The 20,999-nt window shown below is 70.3% G+C and carries 16 protein-coding genes, 1 pseudogene and 1 riboswitch; of the genes and pseudogenes, 9 read left to right on the top strand and 8 right to left on the bottom strand.

What is annotated here, in order from left to right; all coding sequences use genetic code 11:
* Positions 1–3 precede the first annotated feature (3 nt).
* Positions 4–864, top strand: a complete 861-nt coding sequence (locus tag SGUI_RS12285; RefSeq protein WP_066640728.1) for a hypothetical protein — start codon at positions 4–6, stop codon at positions 862–864.
* A 24-nt stretch (positions 865–888) separates the two neighbouring features.
* On the opposite strand, the gene wecB is transcribed toward SGUI_RS12285, so the two are convergent.
* The 5 genes and pseudogenes from wecB to cysD all read right to left on the bottom strand — a co-directional run bounded on the left by wecB (position 889) and on the right by cysD (position 7,034).
* Positions 889–2,040 carry a non-hydrolyzing UDP-N-acetylglucosamine 2-epimerase gene (gene wecB, locus SGUI_RS12280; protein WP_066640726.1) on the bottom strand — a complete coding sequence of 384 codons (1,152 nt, stop codon included), beginning with the start codon at positions 2,038–2,040 and terminating at the stop codon, positions 889–891.
* On the bottom strand, positions 2,037–3,278 hold the full coding sequence (gene wecC, locus SGUI_RS12275; protein ID WP_066640724.1) for a UDP-N-acetyl-D-mannosamine dehydrogenase: 1,242 nt from the start codon (positions 3,276–3,278) through the stop codon (positions 2,037–2,039). The genes wecB and wecC overlap by 4 nt, the downstream gene beginning before the upstream one ends.
* A gap of 50 nt (positions 3,279–3,328) precedes the next feature.
* A complete protein-coding gene (locus tag SGUI_RS12270) occupies positions 3,329–4,810 on the bottom strand; it encodes an APC family permease (RefSeq protein ID WP_066640721.1) in 1,482 nt (493 codons plus the stop codon).
* A gap of 46 nt (positions 4,811–4,856) precedes the next feature.
* Positions 4,857–6,099, bottom strand: a pseudogene (locus SGUI_RS12265) (sulfate adenylyltransferase subunit 1).
* 23 nt (positions 6,100–6,122) lie between these two features.
* Positions 6,123–7,034, bottom strand: a complete 912-nt coding sequence (gene cysD, locus SGUI_RS12260; RefSeq protein WP_066640717.1) for a sulfate adenylyltransferase subunit CysD — start codon at positions 7,032–7,034, stop codon at positions 6,123–6,125.
* A gap of 107 nt (positions 7,035–7,141) precedes the next feature.
* A riboswitch (TPP riboswitch) is annotated at positions 7,142–7,250 on the top strand.
* 54 nt (positions 7,251–7,304) lie between these two features.
* Between cysD and SGUI_RS12255 the strand changes: the two genes are divergently transcribed.
* The 6 genes from SGUI_RS12255 to SGUI_RS12230 are packed head-to-tail and all read left to right on the top strand — an operon-like array spanning position 7,305 to position 13,072.
* A complete protein-coding gene (locus SGUI_RS12255) occupies positions 7,305–7,991 on the top strand; it encodes a YkoF family thiamine/hydroxymethylpyrimidine-binding protein (protein ID WP_066640715.1) in 687 nt (228 codons plus the stop codon).
* Entirely contained in the window at positions 7,988–8,596 is a 609-nt protein-coding gene (locus tag SGUI_RS12250; RefSeq protein ID WP_066640712.1) for an ECF transporter S component, read from the top strand. The genes SGUI_RS12255 and SGUI_RS12250 overlap by 4 nt, the downstream gene beginning before the upstream one ends.
* Complete coding sequence (locus tag SGUI_RS12245; RefSeq protein ID WP_083190670.1) at positions 8,593–10,347, top strand: ABC transporter ATP-binding protein; 1,755 nt, start codon at positions 8,593–8,595, stop codon at positions 10,345–10,347. Before SGUI_RS12250 ends, SGUI_RS12245 begins: the two co-directional genes overlap by 4 nt.
* On the top strand, positions 10,344–11,147 hold the full coding sequence (locus SGUI_RS12240; protein ID WP_066640705.1) for an energy-coupling factor transporter transmembrane component T family protein: 804 nt from the start codon (positions 10,344–10,346) through the stop codon (positions 11,145–11,147). The genes SGUI_RS12245 and SGUI_RS12240 overlap by 4 nt, the downstream gene beginning before the upstream one ends.
* A gap of 46 nt (positions 11,148–11,193) precedes the next feature.
* On the top strand, positions 11,194–12,270 hold the full coding sequence (gene cysC, locus SGUI_RS17510; RefSeq protein WP_237141349.1) for an adenylyl-sulfate kinase: 1,077 nt from the start codon (positions 11,194–11,196) through the stop codon (positions 12,268–12,270).
* A 34-nt stretch (positions 12,271–12,304) separates the two neighbouring features.
* Complete coding sequence (locus SGUI_RS12230; RefSeq protein ID WP_066640701.1) at positions 12,305–13,072, top strand: 3'(2'),5'-bisphosphate nucleotidase CysQ; 768 nt, start codon at positions 12,305–12,307, stop codon at positions 13,070–13,072.
* A gap of 4 nt (positions 13,073–13,076) precedes the next feature.
* On the opposite strand, the gene SGUI_RS12225 is transcribed toward SGUI_RS12230, so the two are convergent.
* From SGUI_RS12225 to rfbB, 3 genes are read right to left on the bottom strand one after another with little or no spacing between them, the layout of a single operon-like run.
* Positions 13,077–14,843: an SLC13 family permease gene (locus SGUI_RS12225; RefSeq protein ID WP_066640699.1), complete on the bottom strand. Its 1,767-nt coding sequence runs from the start codon at positions 14,841–14,843 to the stop codon at positions 13,077–13,079.
* Positions 14,843–16,321: a sugar nucleotide-binding protein gene (locus SGUI_RS12220; RefSeq protein WP_083190669.1), complete on the bottom strand. Its 1,479-nt coding sequence runs from the start codon at positions 16,319–16,321 to the stop codon at positions 14,843–14,845. Before SGUI_RS12220 ends, SGUI_RS12225 begins: the two co-directional genes overlap by 1 nt.
* Positions 16,248–17,255 (bottom strand): dTDP-glucose 4,6-dehydratase, encoded by a 1,008-nt coding sequence (gene rfbB / locus SGUI_RS12215; protein ID WP_418314000.1) that lies wholly within the window; start codon positions 17,253–17,255, stop codon positions 16,248–16,250. Before rfbB ends, SGUI_RS12220 begins: the two co-directional genes overlap by 74 nt.
* A 20-nt stretch (positions 17,256–17,275) precedes the next feature.
* On the opposite strand from rfbB, the gene rfbA reads away from it, so the two are divergent.
* Complete coding sequence (gene rfbA, locus SGUI_RS12210; protein ID WP_066640687.1) at positions 17,276–18,145, top strand: glucose-1-phosphate thymidylyltransferase RfbA; 870 nt, start codon at positions 17,276–17,278, stop codon at positions 18,143–18,145.
* A gap of 530 nt (positions 18,146–18,675) precedes the next feature.
* Positions 18,676–20,973: a right-handed parallel beta-helix repeat-containing protein gene (locus SGUI_RS12205; protein WP_157621836.1), complete on the top strand. Its 2,298-nt coding sequence runs from the start codon at positions 18,676–18,678 to the stop codon at positions 20,971–20,973.
* Positions 20,974–20,999: the final 26 nt, after the last annotated feature.

The following is a 20,999-nucleotide window of genomic DNA, read 5'->3' as shown; positions in this document are numbered from 1 at the left end:
TCCATGGAGCTCTCCGGTCGGCAGGCCAACACCCTCCTCGTCGTGCTGGCGCTGGGGGCGGTCGGCGCGTCGGGCTACGCCATGTGGAACGTCCGGCAGATGCCCGAGCCGTCAGCACAGGTCGCCGACAGCCCGGCACCGACCACGGGCGCGAGCACCACGCCCACCCAAGACGCGGAGGACGGTGACGCGGCGCAGACCTACACCCATAGCTCCGACGACTCGACCATGTCCGGGGACGACGAGCCCACCGAGTCTTCCGACCCGCAGGAGACGACCGAGCCGGCTGAACCGACCCTGGCGGACTGGAGGTCGGCCTGGCGCGACCACGCCGATCTTCTCGTCATCGGAGACGGCTACAGCAACCTGGAGTCGCAGTGGGTGCAGCTCTGGGCCGACCGGCAGGCCGCCGACCGTCCTACCCTCGTCTGCCACTGGGCCGAGAGAGCTGACGACGCCTTCAACGACCCGATCGAGCTGTCCGACGGTGAGGGTCCTGACCTGCACGTGTGGAGCGCGAGCCGCGACGGCACGACGATCCGCGAGGCCACCAGACGCATCGACCGTTTCATCGATGCCTCCGCACCACCGGACGCTGTCCTCATCTCCCTGGGGGGCTCGAGCGGCGACGAGGACGTCGCGGAGCAGCTCGACCGGCTGCTCGAGGAGCTTCCCGACGTGCCGGTACTGGTCGCGGCGGGGCCGTCGGGCCTCTACGAGACGGGGGTGGCCGACGACATTGTGGACTGGGCCAAGGACAACACCGACCGGGTGTCTCTGATCGATCTGCGTGAGGCGACGTCTGAGAACCCCACTGGCGAGGAGTGGGCCCTCGCCTTCGACGAGGCCGCCAGCGAGAACTAGACCCGAGGGGCGGTGGCCAGCGGCTCAACCGGAGAAGTCGGGCTCGCGCTCCCCGACGCCCAGCATCTGGGCAAGGGCGGCGATGCATCGTGAGGTGGCGTTGCCGTCTCCGTAAGGGTTCGTGGCATTGGCCATGACTCGGTATGCCTCTGGCTCGTCGAGCAGCCGAGCGACCTCGGCGACGACGTTGTCCTCCGCCGTGCCGATCAGCCGCACCGTGCCGGCGGCGACGGCCTCGGGTCGCTCGGTGTTCTCGCGCATCACGAGCACCGGCTTGCCGAGCGAGGGGGCCTCCTCCTGCACCCCGCCCGAGTCGGTGAGGACGACGCTCGCCAGCTTCATGAGCCGGGTGAACTCCGCATACGCCAGGGGCTCGGTCACCAGCACGTTGTCCTGCCCCTCGAGGTGGGGCAGGATCGCCTCGCGGACCACCGGGTTTCGGTGAGCGGGCAGCACGATCGTGGTCTCGGGGTATGCCTCTGCGAGCCGCCGCAGTGCGCGCCCGACGCCATGCATGGCCTCGCCCCAACTCTCCCGCCGATGCGAGGTGACCAGCAGCACCCGGCCGCCCGCAGCCTCCAGCTCGGCCAACCGCTCATCCGCGAAGTCCTGTCTCTCGGCCACCGTGTGCAGCAAGGCGTCGATCACGGTGTTCCCCGTGACGACCACGCCATCGCCATGGATCCCCTCACGCAGCAGGTTGTCGCGGGAACTCGCCGTCGGAGCCAGGTGCAAGGCACTCACCTGCGAGGTGATCCGCCGGTTGGCCTCCTCGGGGAAGGGCGACATGATGTCGCCGCTGCGCAGCCCCGCCTCGAGATGGACCACCGGTATGCGGCGGTAGAACGCGGCGATGGCCGCTGCGGCGACCGTGCTCGTGTCGCCCTGCACCATGAGGGCATCGGGCTGCTCTGCTTCGAGGACAGGATCCAGCCGGTCGAAGACCTTGGCCATGAGCGCGTTGAGGCTCTGGGCGTGGGCGAAGACGTCGAGGTCGTGATCGGGCACGATGCCGAAGATCTCGTTGACCTGGTCCAGCATCTCTCGATGCTGTCCCGTCACGACGGTGACGCTCTCGAGACGCGGGTGGTCCTGCAAGGCCCGGAGAACGGGCGCGACCTTGATGGCTTCCGGCCGGGTGCCGTAGACCGTCATCACTCGCTTGCGCGCGATCATGCGGTTCCCCGCCAGACACCACGTGTGTCGATCACCGGGATGTCCGGCGTCCATCGACTCTCCTTGAACTCGCGATGATCCACGAGCAGAGCAGCGACCTGCGCCGTCTCTGCGACCTCCTCCAAGGAGGCCAGTCGGACGTTCGGCAAGGAGCTGAGGCGCTCCGGCAGCATGTCGACATTGGGCTCCACCGCCAGGACCGTCGCCGCCGGAAGACGCTCTGCTAGCTGCGCGGTGATCTCCAGGGCCGGGGACTCCCGCATGTCGTCGATGTCCGGCTTGAACGCCAGGCCGAGCGTCGCGATCACCGGCGACCTGATGTCGTCCACGGCAGCCATGACCTGACCGATCACGTGCTCCGGCTTGTGGTCGTTGACCTCCCGCGCGGTGCGGATCAGACGTGACTGCTCGGGAGCGGCCGAGACGATGAACCACGGGTCGACGGCGATGCAATGACCCCCGACCCCCGGTCCCGGCTGCAGGATGTTGACCCGGGGATGCTTGTTCGCCAAGTCGATGAGCTCGAAGACGTCAACACCGAGTCGTTCGGAGATCAGTGAGAGCTCGTTGGCGAAGGCGATATTGACATCTCTGAAGGCGTTCTCCGTGAGCTTGGCCAGCTCCGCGGTGACGGCGTCGGTGAGATGGATCGAGCCGGTGCAGAAGGACTCGTAGATGGCCTTCGCCCGCGCCGCAGCACCTGGCGTCAGGCCTCCGACAATCCGGTCGTTCTCGACCAGTTCGACCATGACACGCCCCGGGAGCACCCGCTCGGGGCAGTGCGCGATCGCGATGTTGTGATCAGTGCTGCCGTCGGTGCTCAGGTCGGGCCGGGCTGCGCGGACTCTGTCTGCGAGCCGTTGCGTGGTGCCGGGCGGTGAGGTCGACTCGAGGATGATGAGTTCACCACCCCGGAGATGTGGGATGACGCCGTCGACGGCAGCGTCGACGTAGGAGAGGTCAGCGGCATACCCCTCGGCGAAGGGGGTGGGAACGGCGATGATGAAGACGTCTGCCGGCGTGGCATGCCGCTGAGCAGTCAGGTGACCGGTGCTCACTGCTTCGGCCACCTGGCTCTCCAGGTCGGGCTCGACGAACGGTAGGCGTCCTTGGCTCACTGCCTCAACGTGTCGTGCGCTGACGTCCACTCCCGTGACGCGGTGGCCGTGGGTGGCGAGGATCGCCGCAGTGGGCAGGCCGATGTAACCGAGCCCGAGGACGGCGACGTGCAATGACACGATTGGTGCCTCCGTGAGTTTCGTTGACGTTGTAGAGCCAGCACGATGGGTCATCGCGCAGCGTCCGTGGTCCAAGTTGTTTCTGCATGCTCGCCCAGCACCAGGCGGCGCATCTCCTCGTCGTCGATCTGCCGGCTCGCGGGGAGCCGCATGACGTAGAAGACGACGCCCAGCAGCACCCAGACGCCGAGCGCGATCCAGGAGGGCGTGCCCAGCTGTGCCGGCGAGCCGGGGATCAGGAGCAGCCCGAGGAAGAGCAGGCCGGTCAGGGCCCCCAGGCCGCTGAGCACCTTGCGGCCGGTCGACCGGGTGGACGGGTCACCCTGGTCGCTGCCCGACCACCGCCAGAGCCGGTATGCCGCGAGGCAGGTGTAGGTGTAGGCGACCGTCACCCCGACCGAGGTCATGTCGACCACCCACAGCAGCGCCTCGCGCCCGAAGAGCGGCGCGATCAGGCACAGCGCGGCGGCGAACCAGACCGCGCGCCCGGGGGCGCCGGCGCCGTTGACCTTGGCGAAGAACGGCGGCAGCACCCGCGCGCGGCCCATGGCGAAGAGCAGGCGGCTCGCGGAGACGTAGAAGCCGTTGAGCCCGGTCGAGACGCCCATGACGACCGCCACGGCCAGCAGCATCAGCCCGATCGGCCCGAAGAGCGTCTCCAGTCCGTCGGCGGTCCCCCAGGCCGGCTCGTCGGCGACCATCTGCGGCCAGGGCTGGGCGACGGCGGTGGCCAGGAGCATGGCGACGTAGATGCCCGCCGCCGCGACGATGGCCAGGATGATGAGCCCGAAGGCCTTGGCCGGGGAGAAGTCGAACTCCTCAGCAGCCTGCGGCACGTTGTCGAAGCCGACGTAGGCCCAGGGTGCGATCGCGACGATCATGAGGACGGCGCTGACCGGCGCCACGCCCTCGGGGAAGCCGGGCTCGAGGTTGGACAGCGGCGTGTCCGGGTGCAGCCAGGTCGCGACGAGCATGCAGGCGACGGCGGCCAGCATGGCCAGGCAGAAGGCATACTGCACCCGCCCGGACAGCGTGCCGCCGCGCGCGTTGAGCAGTGCGAAGAGCAGCAGCGCGGCCGAGGCCACGACGACCTCGCCGAGGTAGACCTGCCAGCCCGCGACCTCCCACAGCGGCACCCACTCGACCACCGGCGGCAGCAGCCGGCGGAAGAGCAGCGCGAGCGCCGACGCGTTGAGCGCGATGATCGAGACGTAGCCCAGGACCAGCGCCCACCCGGCCACGAAGGCGTGGGTGCGGCCGAAGAAGGAGAAGGCGTAGGCATACTCCCCGCCGCTCACCGGGAAGTGCCGGATGAGCAGGCCGTAGCTCACCGCGATGAGACACATCAGAGCCCCGCCGATGACCAGGCCGAGGCTGGCCCCGAGCGGGCCCGCCTGCGCGAGCAGGTCCTGCGGGAGCACGAAGGCGCCCCAGCCGATGGCCGAGCCCAGCGCGACCGCCCACACCCACCGGGGCTTGAGGGTCTTGCGCAGCTCCTGCCGGTCCGCGGGGACCCCCGCCTGCTCCGTCATGGTCGCCGAGTCTAGTGCGGTGCGGCTCCCGGGCCGGGCAGGCTGATCAGCCGCGGATCATGCCCGCCCCGACGGTGACGCCGGTGGCGGGGTCGATGAGGATGAAGCTGCCGGTGACCCGGTTCTGCTCGTAGAGGTCGACCATGAGCGGCTGCTGCACCCGCATGCGCACGCGGCCCAGCTCGTTGAGGCCGATCTCCTCGGCCTCCTGGTCGCGGTGCAGGGTGTTGACGTCGAGGCGGTAGTCGATCTCCTTGACCAGCGCCTTCACCGTGCGCGTCGTGTGCTTGACGAGCAGCTTGGCCCGCGGCTTCAGGGCGCCCGGCGACATCCAGCAGATCATCGCGTCAAGGTCCTGGGTCTGCTCCGGCTGGTTGTTGACCCGGGCGATCATGTCGCCGCGGCTGACGTCCACGTCGTCGGCGAGCCGCACGGTCACCGACATCGGGGGGTATGCCTCGTCCAGCTGCTTGTCGAAGGCGTCGATCGCCTCGATGGTGCTCGTCATCCCGCTCGGCAGGACGATGACCTCGTCACCAGGCTTCATGACGCCGCCGGCGACCTGACCGGCATACCCGCGGTAGTCGTGGAACTCGTCCGACTTCGGGCGCACGACATACTGCACCGGGAACCGGACGTCACGCATCTCACGGTCGGAGCCGATGTAGACGTGCTCGAGGTGGTGCAGCAGGCTGCTGCCCTCATACCAGTCCATGTTCTCGCTGCGCGAGACGACGTTGTCACCCCGCAGCGCCGAGATCGGGATCACGTGAGTCGGGCACGTCAAGCTTGCGCGCGAAGGCCGTGAACTCGGCCTCGATCTCCCGGAACCGCTCCTCGGAGAAGCCCACCAGGTCCATCTTGTTGACCGCGAGCACCAGGTGCGGCACCCGCAACATCGACAAGATGACCGCGTGCCGACGCGACTGCTCGGTCATGCCCTGGCGGGCGTCGACGAGCACCAGACCGAGGTCGGCGGTCGAGGCACCGGTGACCATGTTGCGCGTGTACTGCACGTGGCCCGGGGTGTCGGCGATGATGAACTTGCGCCGCGGCGTCGCGAAGTAACGGTAGGCCACATCGATGGTGATGCCCTGCTCCCGCTCGCTGCGCAGCCCGTCGGTCAGCAGCGCCAGATCGGTGTAGTCGAAGCCCTTGTCCTTCGAAGTCTTCTCCACCGACTCCAGCTGGTCCTCGAAGATCGCCTTGCTGTCCAGCAGCAACCGCCCGATGAGCGTCGACTTGCCATCGTCCACCGAGCCCGCGGTCGCAAAGCGCAGCAGGTCCATCCCGGTCTCGGTGCCCGTGCTCATCAGAAGTAGCCCTCCTTCTTGCGGTCCTCCATGGCAGCCTCGGAGAACTTGTCGTCACCACGAGTGGCGCCGCGCTCCGTGATACGGGAAGCCGCGACCTCCTCGATGATCTTGTCCAGATCGTCGGCATCCGACTCCAGGCACCCGGTGAGCGTCAGGTCGCCCACGGTGCGGAACCGGACGGTGCGCTCGGTGACCGTCTCCCCGTCACGCAGCGGGTTGAACTCGCTCTCGGAGAACAGCATGCCGCCCCGCTCGAAAACCCGGCGCTGGTGCGCGTAATAGATCGAGGGGATGTCGATCGCCTCACGCCGGATGTAGTCCCAGACATCCAGCTCGGTCCAGTTCGACAGCGGGAAGACACGCATGTGCTCGCCCTCATGGATCCGCCCGTTGTAAAGGCTCCACAACTCGGGGCGCTGGTTCTTCGGGTCCCACTGACCGAACTCGTCACGGTGGGAGTAAACGCGCTCCTTCGCGCGGGCCTTCTCCTCGTCACGGCGGCCACCACCGAAGGCGGCGGTGTAACCCTCCTCCTCGATGGCGTTGAGCAGCGTGCCGATCTGCAACCGGTTGCGGGGCGTCCTGCCGTCGTCGACGACAATGCCGTCCTTGATCGCCTGCTCGACCGAGGCGACGTGCAGCCGCACCCCCAGCCGGTCGACCCAACGGTCGCGCGTGGCCAAGACCTCGGGGAAGTCGTAGCCGGTGTCGACCTGCAGCACCGGGAAAGGCACCTTGGCGGGGTAGAACGCCTTCTCCGCCAGCCGCAGCATGACGATCGAGTCCTTACCGCCGGAGAACATCAGCACCGGCTTCTCGAACTCAGCCGCGACCTCACGGAAGACATGGATCGACTCAGCCTCCAGCTCATCGAGCTGGGAAAGCCGGTAGCTGCCGTCGACTGTCACACCTGCGCCTTTCCCCTACGAATGCTGCGGGCTGCACGATATCGGACGACGGGGAGATATCCCGCATCGTCGCCCCTGCGGTCGTCCGCCCGGGCTGCTAGGTTCGTGTTCGACCCCCGGGGAGCGCCGAGATGGCGCTGAGAGTGCGGAAGGCCCGCAGACCCGTCCACCTGATCCGGTTCGTACCGGCGTAGGGAGCAGGGCACCCGCCGTCGTTTGTCGACGGCGCGTCTCGACCGACCCGTGGGTCCTTCGCACAGGAGGACCAGGATGAGCACCACCCCAGCGCAGACCGGGCATGCCCCGCAGCCGGCACCGGCAGAGCTCGGCCCCGCCGAGATCGGGGTCGGCATGCGGCTCAGCGTGCACCCGCACACCGACCGGTTCGTCGAGGTCATCCTCGGGGCGCTCGACGACGTCGACGCCGCGGGACTGACAGAGGGCCTCACCATCGAGACCGACGACGTCAGCACCTATGTCGGTGCGACCGTTGCTCCCGGCGAGCAGCGGCTGGCCTCCTACCTGGCGGCCCTCGTCACGGCGGCCTCACGCCGCAGCGCCGGCGGGCACGTCGTCGCGCACGTGCTCCTCTCGCGCGGCTGCCCCGGCGAGGCGTCGTGCGACCTCACCACGACCCGCCTCCCGGGCGCCGCCCCGGTGGTCCTCGTTCCGGGCGAGCTGCCGGCTGTCGCCCAGTGGTCGCTCTACCCCCTGCTCGACGGCGACGGCGGTGCGGGCGCCCACATGAGCCACATCGAGGAGGCCATCGCGACCGCCCGGCGCGACGGGGTCGCGGTGGCGCCGCGCCACTACGCGACGAGGCTCGCCGGTGACCTCTCCCAGGTCGTCGCCACGGCGGTCGACGCCTGGGCGCGGGTGGGCGCCACGGTGCCCCACGTCGTCACCCACCTGACCCTGTCCGTCGGCTCCCCCACCCCGGTGCAGGAGGAGCGATGAGCTCTCCCGCCCCAGGGATCGACGGGCGCCGCACGACGTGGGCGATGAAGGACTTGGTGCTCATGGTGGTGCTCGGCGTGGTCTTCGGCTTCGTCTACTGGGCGCTCGTGCAGGCGTGGAACGGGCTCGCCGTGCTCATGGGACCCGCCGGCGACCTCGCCCAGCACGTGCTGCTCGGCGGCTGGCTCCTCGTGGCCCCCATCGCCCTGGCGATCACCCGCCGTCCCGGAGCCGGCGTCCTGGCCGAGATCCTCGCCTCGGTCATCGAGGTGGTCTTCCTCGGGTCGCCCGTGGGTCCGACGCTGGTCCTCGCGGCCACCATCCAGGGCGCGGGCAGCGAGCTCGCCTTCGCGCTCACCCGGTACCGGCGCTGGGGGTGGACGGTCTTCGCGCTCTCGGGCCTGCTGGGAGCCGGGCTGGTCTTCTTCTTCAGCGCCTTCCGCTCGGGGTGGTACGGGCAGGACATCTTCCTGCTGCGCCTCATGGTGCAGTGCGTCTCCGGCGTCGTCCTCGGGGGGCTGCTGGCCAAGGTGCTCGTGGACGCCCTGGTCCGCACCGGGGTGGTCGACAACTTCGCCGTCGGTCAGGCGCGTGAGGAGTCGTGACGGGAGCATCACCCGCCGGTGCGGTGGTCGGGCTCGCCGGTGTCTCCGTCACCTTCGCGGCACGCCGGGACCCCGTCCTCCGGGACGTCTCGCTGCGGCTGGCCCCGGGTGAGCAGGTCGTGCTCCTGGGGCCTTCCGGCTCGGGGAAGTCGACCGTGCTGCACACCGTCACGGGCGTCGTGCCGCATACCGTGCCCGCGCAGGTCGAGGGTGAGGTCACGGTCGCCGGCACACCGACCGGCGACACGACCGTGGTCGAGCGGTCCCGGCACCTGGGCGTGCTCGCGCAGGACCCCTCCGCCGGCGTGTGCCTGCCGGTCGTCGAGCAGGAGCTGGCGCTGCCGATGGAGAACGACGCCGTCGAACCGGGAGAGATCGACGCGCGGATCGACGCCGCCCTGGAGATGGTCGGCGTCGCGCACCTCCGTGCCCGCGCGACGTCGCAGCTCTCCGGCGGCGAGTCGCAGCGGGTCGCTCTGGCGGCCGCGACGGTCACCCGGCCGCAGGTGCTGCTGCTGGACGAGCCGACCTCCATGCTGGACGGTGACGGCGTCGGGGCGGTGCGCGCCGCACTGTCACGTGTCGTCGGCCGCCAGGGGGCAGCGACGGTCCTCGTCGAGCACCGCCTCGACGAGTGGGCCGGTGACCGGGGCGTCGCCGCGCTGCCGGGGCGGGCGGTCGTGCTCGACGAGTCCGGGCGGGTTGCCGCCGACGGTCCGACCGAGGACGTGCTCGCGCTGCACGGCCCACGGTTGCACGCCATGGGCTGCTGGCTGCCGCTGGAGACCGAGCTCCGTGCGCTCACGGGTGCGGCCGGGGGCCTCGCGCACGCCGACAACGTCGCGCTGCTGGAGCGGCTGGCCGACCAGGGGGCGGAGGAGGCAGGCCCCGCGCCCGTGCCGGACCCCCTCCATCCTGCGACCGGGGCGGACGACGCCGTCCTGCTGAGCACCTCCGGCCTGGCGGTGGCGCGCACGACTCCTGCTCGGCGACGTCGAGAGCCTGCGGCGAGGCCGGTGCTGGCGGGGGTCGACCTGCAGGTGCGCCCCGGCGAGGTGGTCGCCGTGCTCGGCGCCAACGGGGTCGGCAAGACGACCCTGCTGCTGACGCTGGCCGGTCTGCTGCCGCCCGCCGCGGGCGCGGTCGCCGGGCCACGTCCGGGCCTGGTGTTCCAGAACCCCGAGCACCAGTTCGTGGCGAGCAGCGTGCGGGCGGAGGTCGCGCACGGTCTACGAGCCGTCACCGACGGGGGCCTGGACGGCGTCGTCGACCGTCAGCTGCGGCGGCACCGGCTCGAGCACCTCGCCGACCAGAACCCGTTCCGCCTCTCCGGTGGGGAGAAGCGGCGGGTGAGCCTGGCGGCGATGCTGGCGCACGAGCGCCGGGTCCTGCTGGCGGACGAGCCCACGCTGGGCCTGGACCGGCGCGACGCGATCGCCGTGGCCTCTACCCTGGCCGACGTCGCCGCCGGCGGCGGTGCGGTCGTGCTCGCCAGCCACGACCTGCGCCTGGTGGCGACGGTCGCCACGCGCGTGCTGGTGCTGGGCGAGGGCGGGGTGCTCACCGACGCCCCAACCGCCCGGGCACTCGGGGACGAGGCCGTCCTGGACCGGGCCCGGGTGCGGCTCCCCGCCCTCGTCGGCTGGCTGGTCCACCGCCGCCCCGACGATCTGCGGACGGTCCTGCGCGGCCTGGACCGCAGCGTTGCGGTCGCCTCCCCTGCGCCGGACCGCCCGGGTGGGTGCCGATGAGCTGGTCCGCGGCGGCCGTGGCCGACGGATCGTCGCTCGCCCGCCGGAACCCCACCGTGAAGCTCGCCGTGCTCGTCTCGGTCTCGGTCGCGGCGATGTTCATGCTCGACCCGCTCACCCCGTCGGTGCTCTACCTGCTGGCGCTCGGCGGGGTCCTGATCACGACCCGGGCGCCCGCCCGGACGGTGGCCCTCGCGCACGGGCCCTTCTTGCTGTTCGGGCTGGGCGTCTTCGTGGTCAACGCGCTCTCGCGCCCCGGCACCGTGCTGTGGGAGGACCTGCCTGTCCGGGTGACCGTCGAGGGCGTCGAGATCGGTGCCGCGCTGGCCGCGCGGACGCTGCTCATCGGCGTGCTCGCGATCGGTTTCCTCGTCTCCACCGACGGGGTGGACCTCATGACGAGCCTGCACCAGAACGCCCGCCTCGACGCCCGGCTGACCTACGCTGTGCTGGCGGGCTACCGGATGCTGCAGGACATGCCACGCGAGTGGGCCCTCATCAGGGCGGCGCACGCCGTCCGCGCCGGCGACCCCGGACACCCGGGCAGGATGTCACGCGCGGGTCCGCTGGCACGGTCCGTCTTCTCGCTCCTCGTGGTCTCGATCCGCAAGGGCGAGCGGATGGCGCAGGCGCTGGAGTCCCGAGGGCTGGGCCGGCAGCCCCGGACGACGTGGCGCCCGGTCGTCGTGACCGCAGCCGACTGGGTCCTCGTGGTGGCGTGCGCCCTCACCCTGACCGCCGTCCTCGTCCTCAGCGCGTGGTCGGGCCAGCTGCGGGGGCCGGGTGCGCTCTTCGGCTGACGCATCCCCGGGGGGATGCCGGTGGTGGATGGCAGACTGCGTGTTCGTGGAACCAGCATCTCCGGCCCCTCTCTTTCCCGGCGTCCCCCTCCTCGACGACCTCGAGCTGGTGCGCCTGGGGCTGCTCGCGCCCGACGCGATGGACCTGCCTCGGGGGACGGCGACAGTGGTGGACGCCGAGGGAGTTCCGGTCGCCGAGGTGGCCGAGGACGGCGCCCTCACCTGGCTGTCGGCCCGCTCCTCCCGCCCGTTCGAACGGTGGCACCTCGACGATGCCGGGGTCGAGCTGCCGGCGGCGCTCGTGGACGACCCGGCCGCCCTGGCCGAGATCCCGGACGGCACCCGGACGCTCGTGGCGCTGGCCTCGGTCGACGGCGACGACAACCAGCGCGACCTCGACCTCGTGCGCGCGGCGCGGGCGGCCGCGCAGGACGGCGGGTATGCCCTGCGCATCGCCCCGCTGGGGCTCGCCGCCCCGGACCGGGAGCGGCGGATCGAGCAGCTGCGCACCGCGCTGGCCGGCGACCACGGCACCGTCCACGACCTGACCGGGCGGGGCGAGCCCACGGCATACCAGGGACAGGGGCAGGGCGTCGTGGTCCTGCTCAGCGGGCTCTCCGGCTCGGGGAAGTCGACCCTCGCCCGGGCGCTGCGCGACCGGCTCGTGGAGGACGAGGGGCGCGCGGTGTCGCTGCTCGACGGGGACGTCGTGCGTCGTCACCTGTCGGCCGGGCTCGGCTTCTCCCCCGAGGATCGCGAGACCAACATCCGCCGGATCGGCTGGGTCGCCGCGGAGATCGCGCGGCACGGCGGGATCGCGATCGCCAGCCCCATCGCGCCCTTCCAGCGCACCCGCGACGACGTCCGCGCCATGGTCGAGGGCCGCGGCGGCCGCCTCGTCCTCGTCCACGTCGCCACCCCGCTCGAGGAGTGCGAGCGGCGCGACCGCAAGGGCCTGTATGCCGGGGCGCGCGCCGGCGAGATCCCGGACTTCACCGGGATCAGCTCGCCCTACGAGGTGCCCACGGACGCCACGCTCACGCTCGACACGACCGGGCAGGACGTCGACCCGCTCGTCGAGCAGATCCTGGCCGCCCTCGAGCTGCCGGCCACCACCGACTGAACCACCGACCACGACACCTGTGAGGGGATCCACCATGACCGACGACCACCAGCTCGCCCGCGAGCTCGCCGACCTCGCCGGTGAGCGCCTGCTTGCCGTCCGCGCCGAGCTGCACGAGGCAGGCATCGAGGGCCGCGAGCTCAAGGACGCCGGCGACATCGCCAGCCAGGAGGTGCTGGCGGACGCGCTGCGCGAGCGGGTGCCGGACGACGCCGTGCTCAGCGAGGAGGCCACCGACGACCACGAGCGCCTCTCCTCGCAGCGGGTGTGGATCATCGACCCGCTGGACGGCACCCGAGAGTTCAGCGAGGTGCCGCGGGACGACTGGGCCGTGCACGTGGCCCTGTGGCAGGACGGCGAGCTCGTCGCGGGGGCGGTGGCGCTGCCGGCGCGCGGCGTGACCTACGGGACCGACGCGTCGGGGCGGGCGGGCATACCGGCGCGTCCCGACGGCGACCCGCCGCTGCGGCTGGCCGTGAGCCGCAGCCGGCCCCCGGCCTTCGCCGAGGAGCTGGGCCGCACCATGGGCGCGACGACCGTGCCGATGGGCTCGGCGGGCGTCAAGGCGATGTCGGTGGTCGACGGGTCCTCCGACGCCTATGTGCACGCCGGCGGGCAGTACGAGTGGGACTCGGCGGCGCCCGTGGCGGTCGCCGCGGCATACGGGCTGCACACGAGCCGGGTCGACGGGAGCCCGCTGGTCTACAACAAGGAGAACCCGTGGTCGCCGGACCTCGTCGTCTGCCGGCCGGAGGTCGCCGAGTCGCTGCTCGCGGCGCTGGCGACCATGGACCTCGGCTGAGGGGTCACGGCCAGAGCAACGGGGTGAGGACCACCGTGGCGAGGATGACGAGCACGGTGAGGACCCAGCCGAGGCGCGCGTAGTCGGTGAACCGGTAGCCGCCGGGGCCGTAGACCATCATGTTGGTCTGGTAGCCGATCGGGGACAGGAACGAGGCCGAGGCCGCCACGGCCACCGCGATGGCCGCGCCGCGTGGGTCCATGCCGACCGACTCGGCGGTCGCGACCGCCACCGGCAGCATGAGCAGGGCGGCGGCGTTGTTGGTGACCAGCTCGGTGAGGACGATCGTCGCGAGCACGAGACCGAGCAGGACGCCGGCGGTGCCGAAGGTGCCGAGCGAGGCGACCAGTCCCCCGGCCACGGCGTTGGCGAGCCCGGAGACCTGCATGGCGCTGGCCAGCCCGAAGGCGGCGGCGATGACGAGGATGACCTCGAGGTCGACCGCGCGCCTCGCCTCCTGCGCGGAGAGGACGCCGGAGAGCACGAGGGCGACAGCGCCCAGCAGCGAGCCCTGCAGGATCGGCAGGACGTCGAAGGCCGCCAGACCCACGACCAGGACGAGGATCGTGACGGGGATCCACGCGCGCGGGGTGGCCGCGGGCGGCGAGCCGTCGAGCCCGGCGATGAGCAGGAAGTCGGAGTGGTCGCGCCAGCGCCGGCGGAAGTCGGGGTCGGAGACGACGATGAGGGTGTCGCCCAGCCGGATCGTCTGCGAGCCCAGCTTGCCGTCGACGAGGTGGCCCGAGCGGTGGATGCCCACGACCGCCGCCTGGTACGTGGACCGGAAGCCGGACTCGCGCAGCGTGCGGCCGACCAGCGGCGACTGCGAGCCGACGACGACCTCGAAGTACTTCGCGCTCTCGCTCTTGAGGTCGAGGACGTGCTCGAGCTCGGCCGAGCGCAGTCCCGGCATGAGCTGGGCGTCGACGACCTTGCTGACCGAGCCGACGAAGTGCAGGCGGTTGCCCCCGCGCAGCACGGTGTCGGGGCGCACGGGGGCGATGACGGTGTCCCCCCGGTCCACCGAGACGAGGAAGAGCCCCGGCAGCGAGCGCAGCTTGGCCTCCTCCACGGTGCGACCGTCGACGAGCCCGCCGGGCTGGACGATCATCTCGATGGAGAAGCGGCGGCCCTGCTCCTCCAGCTCCTCGCGAGCGGAGCGCCGCGCCGGGAGCAGGGGCGGGGAGAGCACGACGAGGGCGACCAGGCCGATGAGCGCTATCGGCAGCCCCAGCTTGCCGATCTCGAAGAAGCCGATCTCGGTCAGCCCGAGCTCGCCCATCTGGCCGGAGACGACGAGGTTGGTCGAGGTCCCGATGACGGTGAGCAGGCCGCCCAGGACAGCGGCGAAGGAGACGGGCATGAGGAACTTGCTCGCCGACAGGCCGCGCCGGTCGCACCACGCGGTGATCTGCGGGATGAGCATCGCCACGATCGGGGTGTTGTTGAGCAGCGCGGACGCACCGACCGTCGGCGTGAGGACCCGGGCCAGCGGGAGCCGGTAGGTGCCCCGGTCCCCCAGCGTGCGCTGCATGACCGGCGCCAGGGCCCCGGTCTTCTCGATGCCGGCCGCGACGACATACAGCGCCGCGACGGTGATCGGGGCGGGGTTGGAGAAGCCGGAGAACGCCTCGGCCGGCGTCACCACGCCGAGCACGAGCAGGACGATGACGCCACCCAGCACGACCACCCAGGGGCTCGTGCGCTGACGGACCAGCGCCGCGAGGACGCCGAGGATGACGACGACCGTCAGCCAGGCGTCGACGCTCATCACAGGTCGAGCACGTCGACCGGGTGCGGATGGAAGCCGACCGACTCGATCCTGGCCGTGTCCAGGGTGCTGAGGGCGGGCCGGGGCGCGGTCGGGCCCCGCCCCGCGGCATACTCCTCGGTGGACACGGCGACCACGTCCTCACCATCCCGCCCATTCGCGGAGAAGACCTCTCGAGCGATGTCGTACCAGCTGCGGGCCGCTCCACCACCGGTCACGTGGTAGGTGCCGAACGGTGCAGCTGCGTCGACGAGGTGTCGCGTGGCACGGGCGATCTCGCGGGCCGGCGTCAGCCTGCCCACCTGGTCGTCGATCACCGTGGGAGACACCCCGCGTCGAGCGAGCGACCGCATGGTCGCGACGAAGTTCGTGCCCTCACCCACGACCCAGGACGTGCGCAGCAGGTAGTGCCGCGGCACCGAACGCACGGCGGCCTCGCCGGCCGCCTTCGACTGCCCGTAGACGCCGAGCGGGGCAATCGGGTCGTCCTCCCGGTATGCCCGGTCGACCCCGCTCCCGCCAGTCCCGTCGAACACGTAGTCCGTCGAGTAGTGGATCAGGAGGGCTCCGTGCTCACGCGCCGCCTCGGCCAGCCGGGCCACAGCACTGGCGTTGACAGCCCAGGCGTCCCGCCGACCGTCTGGCGTCTCTGCCGCATCCACCGCGGTGTGTGCCGCGGCGTTGATCACCACGGCATACCGCGAGAGGTCGAAGCTCGCGACAGACTCCGGATCGGCGAGGTCGAGCTCGCCCCTGCCGACGAAGTCTGCCTCGGGAAAGAACTCGGCCAGCGCCTGCCCCACCTGCCCGCTGCGCCCGATCACCAAGGTCCGCGGCGCCGTCACGGGCACCACATCACGTAGAGGCGGATGCGCCTGGTCCTTCTCCGACAGGGTCGCCTCTGCCAAGGGGATGGGCCACGGTATGCCCGCCTTCTCGTCGGCGAGGTTGAGCATCGTGTAGGCCGCGTCCGGGCGCCAGTGGTCGTTGACGAGGTAGGAGTAGACCGTGTCGTCCTCCAGCACCTGATAGCTGTTGCCCACTCCCCTGGGCACGAAGACCGCGGTGCCCTCATCCAGCTGCTCGGTGTGGACGGCCCCGAAGGTCGGGCCCTCGCGCAGATCGACCCACGCACCGAACGCGCGACCGTGGACGATGGACACGAACTTGTCCCAGGGCTCGGCGTGCACTCCCCTGGTGACCCCGCGGGATCCGTTGTAGGCCACCGAATGCTGCACGGGCCCGAAATCGGGCAGGCCCGCAGCGGTCATCTTCGCGCGCTGCCAGTTCTCCTTGAACCAGCCACGTCCATCCCCGTGGACCTCGAGGTCGACGACGAGCAAGCCGGGGATCTCCGTCCGGCGAACGGCTGGGCGTGTCACGTTCGTTGTCCCTTCGTCCGGGTCACTGGCCCTGCCGGGCGTAGGTCTGCTCCACCGAGGTCTTGGCCGGCGACCACCAGTCGCGATGGTCGGCATACCACGCGATGGTGCGCCGCAGGCCGTCCTCGAAGTCCTGCACCACCGGTTCCCATCCCAGTTCCTCTCGCAACCGGGTGGCATCGATGGCGTAGCGCATGTCGTGCCCCGCGCGGTCCGTCACGTGGTCGAAGTCGTCGGGGTCGTGCCCCATGAGGCTCAGGATGCTTCTGACCACGTCGAGATTCGACTTCTCGCCATTGGCGCCGATGAGGTAGGTCTCGCCGATCTGTCCACGCTCGAGGATGCGGAGAACGGCTGAAGAATGGTCCTCGGCGTGGATCCAGTCGCGGACGTTGGCGCCGGCTCCGTAGAGCTTCACCCGCCCGCCTGCGAGCAGGTTGGTGATCTGGCGGGGGATGAACTTCTCGATGTGCTGCCACGGCCCGTAGTTGTTGGAGCAGTTGCTCAGGGTCGCCCGCACGTCGAAGGAACGCACCCAGGCGCGGACCAGGTGGTCGGCAGACGCCTTGGATGCCGAGTAGGGGGAGGAAGGGCGGTATGCGGTGCGCTCGGTGAACTTGTCCGGGTCGTCCAGCTCGAGGTCGCCGTAGACCTCGTCGGTGCTGATGTGGTGCAACCGGACGTCATGCCTCCGGACCGCCTCTAGGATCGTGAACGTACCCAGGATGTTGGTGCGGATGAAGGGGGACGGATCCCGGAGGCTGTTGTCGTTGTGCGATTCCGCGGCGTAGTGCACCACCGCGTCCTGTGGTCCCGTCAGGCTGGAGACCAGGCGCTCGACCAGGTCGGCGTCAGCGACGTCCCCCTCCACGACCCGGACCCGCTCGGGGGGCAGCCCGGCGAGCGCCGCGGGCGAAGCGGCATACGTCATCGCGTCCAGGACGGTCACCTCGGCGTCGGTGTCGCGCAGGACGTGGTGGACGAAGTTGGACCCGATGAATCCGGCGCCGCCGGTGACGAGAAGATGCACGGCCCCTAGCCTAGACATTCATGAAGGGAATTATTTTGGCCGGCGGCACCGGCTCTCGGCTGCACCCCATCACGCAGGGTGTCAGCAAGCAGCTGCTGCCCGTCTACGACAAGCCGATGATCTACTACCCGTTGAGCACCCTCATGCTGGCCGGCATCAGAGACATCCTGGTCATCACCACCCCGCACGAGGCGGAGCAGTTCCACCGGCTGCTGGGAGACGGTTCGCAGTTCGGGATCTCACTCAGCTACACGGTGCAGCCCTCCCCCGACGGGCTCGCCCAGGCCTTCGTCCTCGGCGAGGACCACGTGGACGGCGAGCCTGTGGCCCTGGTGCTGGGGGACAACATCTTCTACGGGCACGGGCTGGGGACGCAGCTGCGCCGCTACAACGATCTCGAAGGCGCGGCCATCTTCGGCTACAACGTCGCCGACCCCACCGCCTACGGCGTCGTCGAGTTCGACGCGCACCATCGGGCCATCAGCATCGAGGAGAAGCCGGCCAACCCCCGGAGCCACTTCGCGATTCCCGGTCTGTACTTCTACGACGCCCGGGTCGTGGACTTCGCCAAGCAGCTCAGCCCCTCCGCCCGCGGCGAGCTGGAGATCACTGACCTGAACCGGGTCTATCTGGAGCAGGGCGACCTGCAGGTCGAGATCCTGCAACGCGGAACGGCGTGGCTGGACACCGGCACCTTCGACTCGCTCAACGATGCCGCGAACTTCGTCCGCACCCTCGAGGCCCGGCAGGGCCAGAAGATCGGCGCACCCGAGGAAGTCGCATGGCGCATGGGGTGGCTCGATGACGAGCAGCTGCGGGAGCGCGCAGAGCCGTTGATGAAGTCCGGGTACGGGGCGTACCTCACAGGTTTGCTGCGGCCATCGCGCTGATGCACGTGTCGATCTCGACCGCCCCGCCTGTGGAGTGAGGAAGGTCACACCTCCAGGCCGAGGCGATGATAAAGACGCACGTCACGCCGACTGCACCGTCACCGCAGTGATCCTCGCTTTAGGTGCCTCAGACCCTGGCACCAGCAAAGCGCAAGCTTTGTCCCAGCCCTCGTCCAGCCCGTTGATAGCGTCCAGAGGTCGCCGGTCCCACCGGTGTGTCCCTGCTCCGCGATCGCGGCCCACCGTGGCTCGGTCCCCGTCCCTCCGGGGTGTCGATGATGACTTCTGTGAACCCGCCCGTCCCCTACCGCGCCGCGCGCACCACCCTGGTGAGTCTCATCACCGGGGCCACCGCCGCTGCCGGCGTCACCGTGCTGCCAGTGAGCGCGACGGCGGCCGACGCCGACATCCTGGTCGCTCAGGACCGCTTCGATGCCACCTCGACCTCGGGATGGGGATCGGCCGGGATCGGTGGGGCATACACGCACACCGGCGCGGACAGCTTCTCCCAGGGAGGCGGTTTCGCCACGGTGACGCTGTCCGAGGGCGGCCAGCAGAGGGATGCCACGCTTTCGGCCACGTCCGTGCTCGACGGGGTGGCAAGCCTCGACATCGCCATGGACGACCTCCCGACGGACGGGGGTGGCATCTACCACTCGCTGCATCTGCGCAAGGACGGTGATGTCTCCTACCGAGCCACCCTTCGAGTCCTCCCGGACGGCTCCGGCCACCTCTACCTCGCCCGCGTGGACGGTGATGGGGTCATCGAGAACCTCGGGCACCACGCGCTGTCCGATCCCGTGCGTCCGCACGGCTGGCTCACCATGGAGTTCACCGTGACGGGCACCTCCACGGTCGCGCTCGCAGCCCGGGTCTACGGGCGCGGCCAGGCACAGCCCGAATGGCAGGCAGAAGCCAACGATGGTTCCGCACAGCGGGTGCAACGACCGGGCGCCTTCAGCGTCCAGACGTACGCCTCGAGCTCGGGGCCGGGGGCCACCGCCTTCTACGACTCTCTCGACGTCCGCACCGCCGGCGTCGCGGTACGGCCGGGGCCCAGCCCGGTACCCCTCCCCCCGCCGCCCGCTCCAGCACCCATCGTGCCCAATCCTCCCGTCGAGCCGACGCCGCCGCCGGCCGATCCGACCCCGCCCCCCACCGACCCCCCTTCAGGCCAGCTCGGATCCACGGGAGCCTTGCCCCTGGGTCAGGCGTCCTACCCGGTCCCGGCCAACGCGGTGTTCGTCTCGCCTCAAGGCTCGGACTCCGCGGCCGGCACCCAGTCACAGCCTCTGCGCACCGTCGAGGCTGCGCTCGGCCAGGTAGCGGCCGGTGGCACGATCGTCCTGCGCGGGGGCAGCTACCACCAGCGGTTCACCGTGAACGACCGAGTCACCATCCAGAATTATCCGGGAGAGGCGGTGTGGTTCGACGGCAGCACCACCGTCCAGGGGTTCGTACGAGACGGCCAGACCTGGCGGCACGACGGCTGGACCGCGTCGTTCGACAGCAGCCCCAGCTACACCCGCGGTGACCATTCCGGTGGCTTCCTCAACCCCGACTACCCCATGGCCGCCCACCCGGACCAGGTGTGGATCGACGGCATCGCTCAGCGACAGGTGGGGTCGCGGGGCGCCGTCACCGCCGGGACGTTCTACGTGGACTATGCCGGTGACCGCCTCTACCTCGGGACCGACCCCGCCGGCAAGAACGTCCGGGCAAGTGCCCTGGGCCGCGCCATCGAGGTCAGAGCGCCCGGCACCGTGCTGCGAGGATTCGGTGTGCGCCGATATGCACCGTCGGTGCCAGACATGGGCGCCGTCACTCTCGAGCGGCCCGACACGACCGTGGAGAACCTTCATCTGGTCGACAACTCCACCACCGGCGTGAGCCTTCTGGCCGCCGACATCACAGCACGACAGCTGACGGTGCTGCGCAACGGTCTGCTGGGCGTGCACGGCAACCACTCAGACCGTCTGGTCATGGAAGACATCGTCTCCTCGGGCAACAACCTGGAGCGCTTCAACCAGGCACCCGTCTCCGGGGGCATCAAGATCACCCGCGCCAGGGACGTCTCACTCGACCGGGCGACGTTGACGGACAACCTCGGGCCGGGATTCTGGCTGGATGAATCCGTCTTCGACGGCTCCATCACGAACAGCCTCGTGCACGACAACTCAGGCCACGGTGTCTCGCTGGAGATCTCCGCCACCATGATGGTCGCGGGCAATGTCATCCGTGACAACGGGCGTTTCGGGGTCAAGGTCAACAACACCAGTGACGTGTCCCTGTGGAACAACACCGTGATCCGCAACGACCGTCCCCTGAACATCGTCCAGGACGACCGGCGCGGTGACGACCCAGGGACGCCTGGACACGACCCCCGCCGTCCCTTCCCGGACCCCACCATGCCCTGGGTCAATGGTCCGGTGACCATCCGCAACAACGTGCTGTCGGCCTCTTCCGGCAACTGCCTGCTGTGCGTCGAGGACTACTCCGGTGAGTACTCGGCCGAGCAGCTAGGGGTCTCGGCGAACAACAACGTCTACCAACGGACCAGCTCGTCTGCGCCACAGTTCACCGTCATTTGGTCCCGCGGCGCCGGCAACCCCGCGGTCTTCCAGGACCTCCAGGCCTTCAAGTCGGCGTCGGGCCAGGAGACACGCTCGCTGCAGCTCGTGGGCACGGCAGCTGCAGATGCAGAGGGAAGGACCACGTCCGCGGTACGTCAGGTGGCCGACACCGTGTCTGTCGCGCTGCCTGCCTCGATTGCTCAACGACTGGGTCTGGACGCCGGCGCCCGGGTGCTTGGAGCCCCACTCGACTAGGACGGACCTACGCTCATAGAGGGAGA

Source organism: Serinicoccus hydrothermalis (genome assembly GCF_001685415.1).
GTDB lineage: Bacteria > Actinomycetota > Actinomycetes > Actinomycetales > Dermatophilaceae > Ornithinicoccus > Ornithinicoccus hydrothermalis.
Note: the sequence above shows the minus strand (reverse complement) of the source record. Positions and strands in the feature narration are given on the sequence as shown.

Coding starts and splice junctions, on each gene's coding strand:
- SGUI_RS12285 (WP_066640728.1), top strand. CDS start 4: ATGGAGCTCTCCGGTCGGCAGGCCAACACCCTCCTCGTCGTGCTGGCG.
- wecB (WP_066640726.1), bottom strand. CDS start 2,040: ATGATCGCGCGCAAGCGAGTGATGACGGTCTACGGCACCCGGCCGGAA.
- SGUI_RS12270 (WP_066640721.1), bottom strand. CDS start 4,810: ATGACGGAGCAGGCGGGGGTCCCCGCGGACCGGCAGGAGCTGCGCAAG.
- SGUI_RS12255 (WP_066640715.1), top strand. CDS start 7,305: ATGAGCACCACCCCAGCGCAGACCGGGCATGCCCCGCAGCCGGCACCG.
- SGUI_RS12250 (WP_066640712.1), top strand. CDS start 7,988: ATGAGCTCTCCCGCCCCAGGGATCGACGGGCGCCGCACGACGTGGGCG.
- SGUI_RS12240 (WP_066640705.1), top strand. CDS start 10,344: ATGAGCTGGTCCGCGGCGGCCGTGGCCGACGGATCGTCGCTCGCCCGC.
- SGUI_RS12230 (WP_066640701.1), top strand. CDS start 12,305: ATGACCGACGACCACCAGCTCGCCCGCGAGCTCGCCGACCTCGCCGGT.
- SGUI_RS12225 (WP_066640699.1), bottom strand. CDS start 14,843: ATGAGCGTCGACGCCTGGCTGACGGTCGTCGTCATCCTCGGCGTCCTC.
- SGUI_RS12220 (WP_083190669.1), bottom strand. CDS start 16,321: ATGCCGACCATCGCGACTGGTGGTCGCCGGCCAAGACCTCGGTGGAGC.
- rfbA (WP_066640687.1), top strand. CDS start 17,276: ATGAAGGGAATTATTTTGGCCGGCGGCACCGGCTCTCGGCTGCACCCC.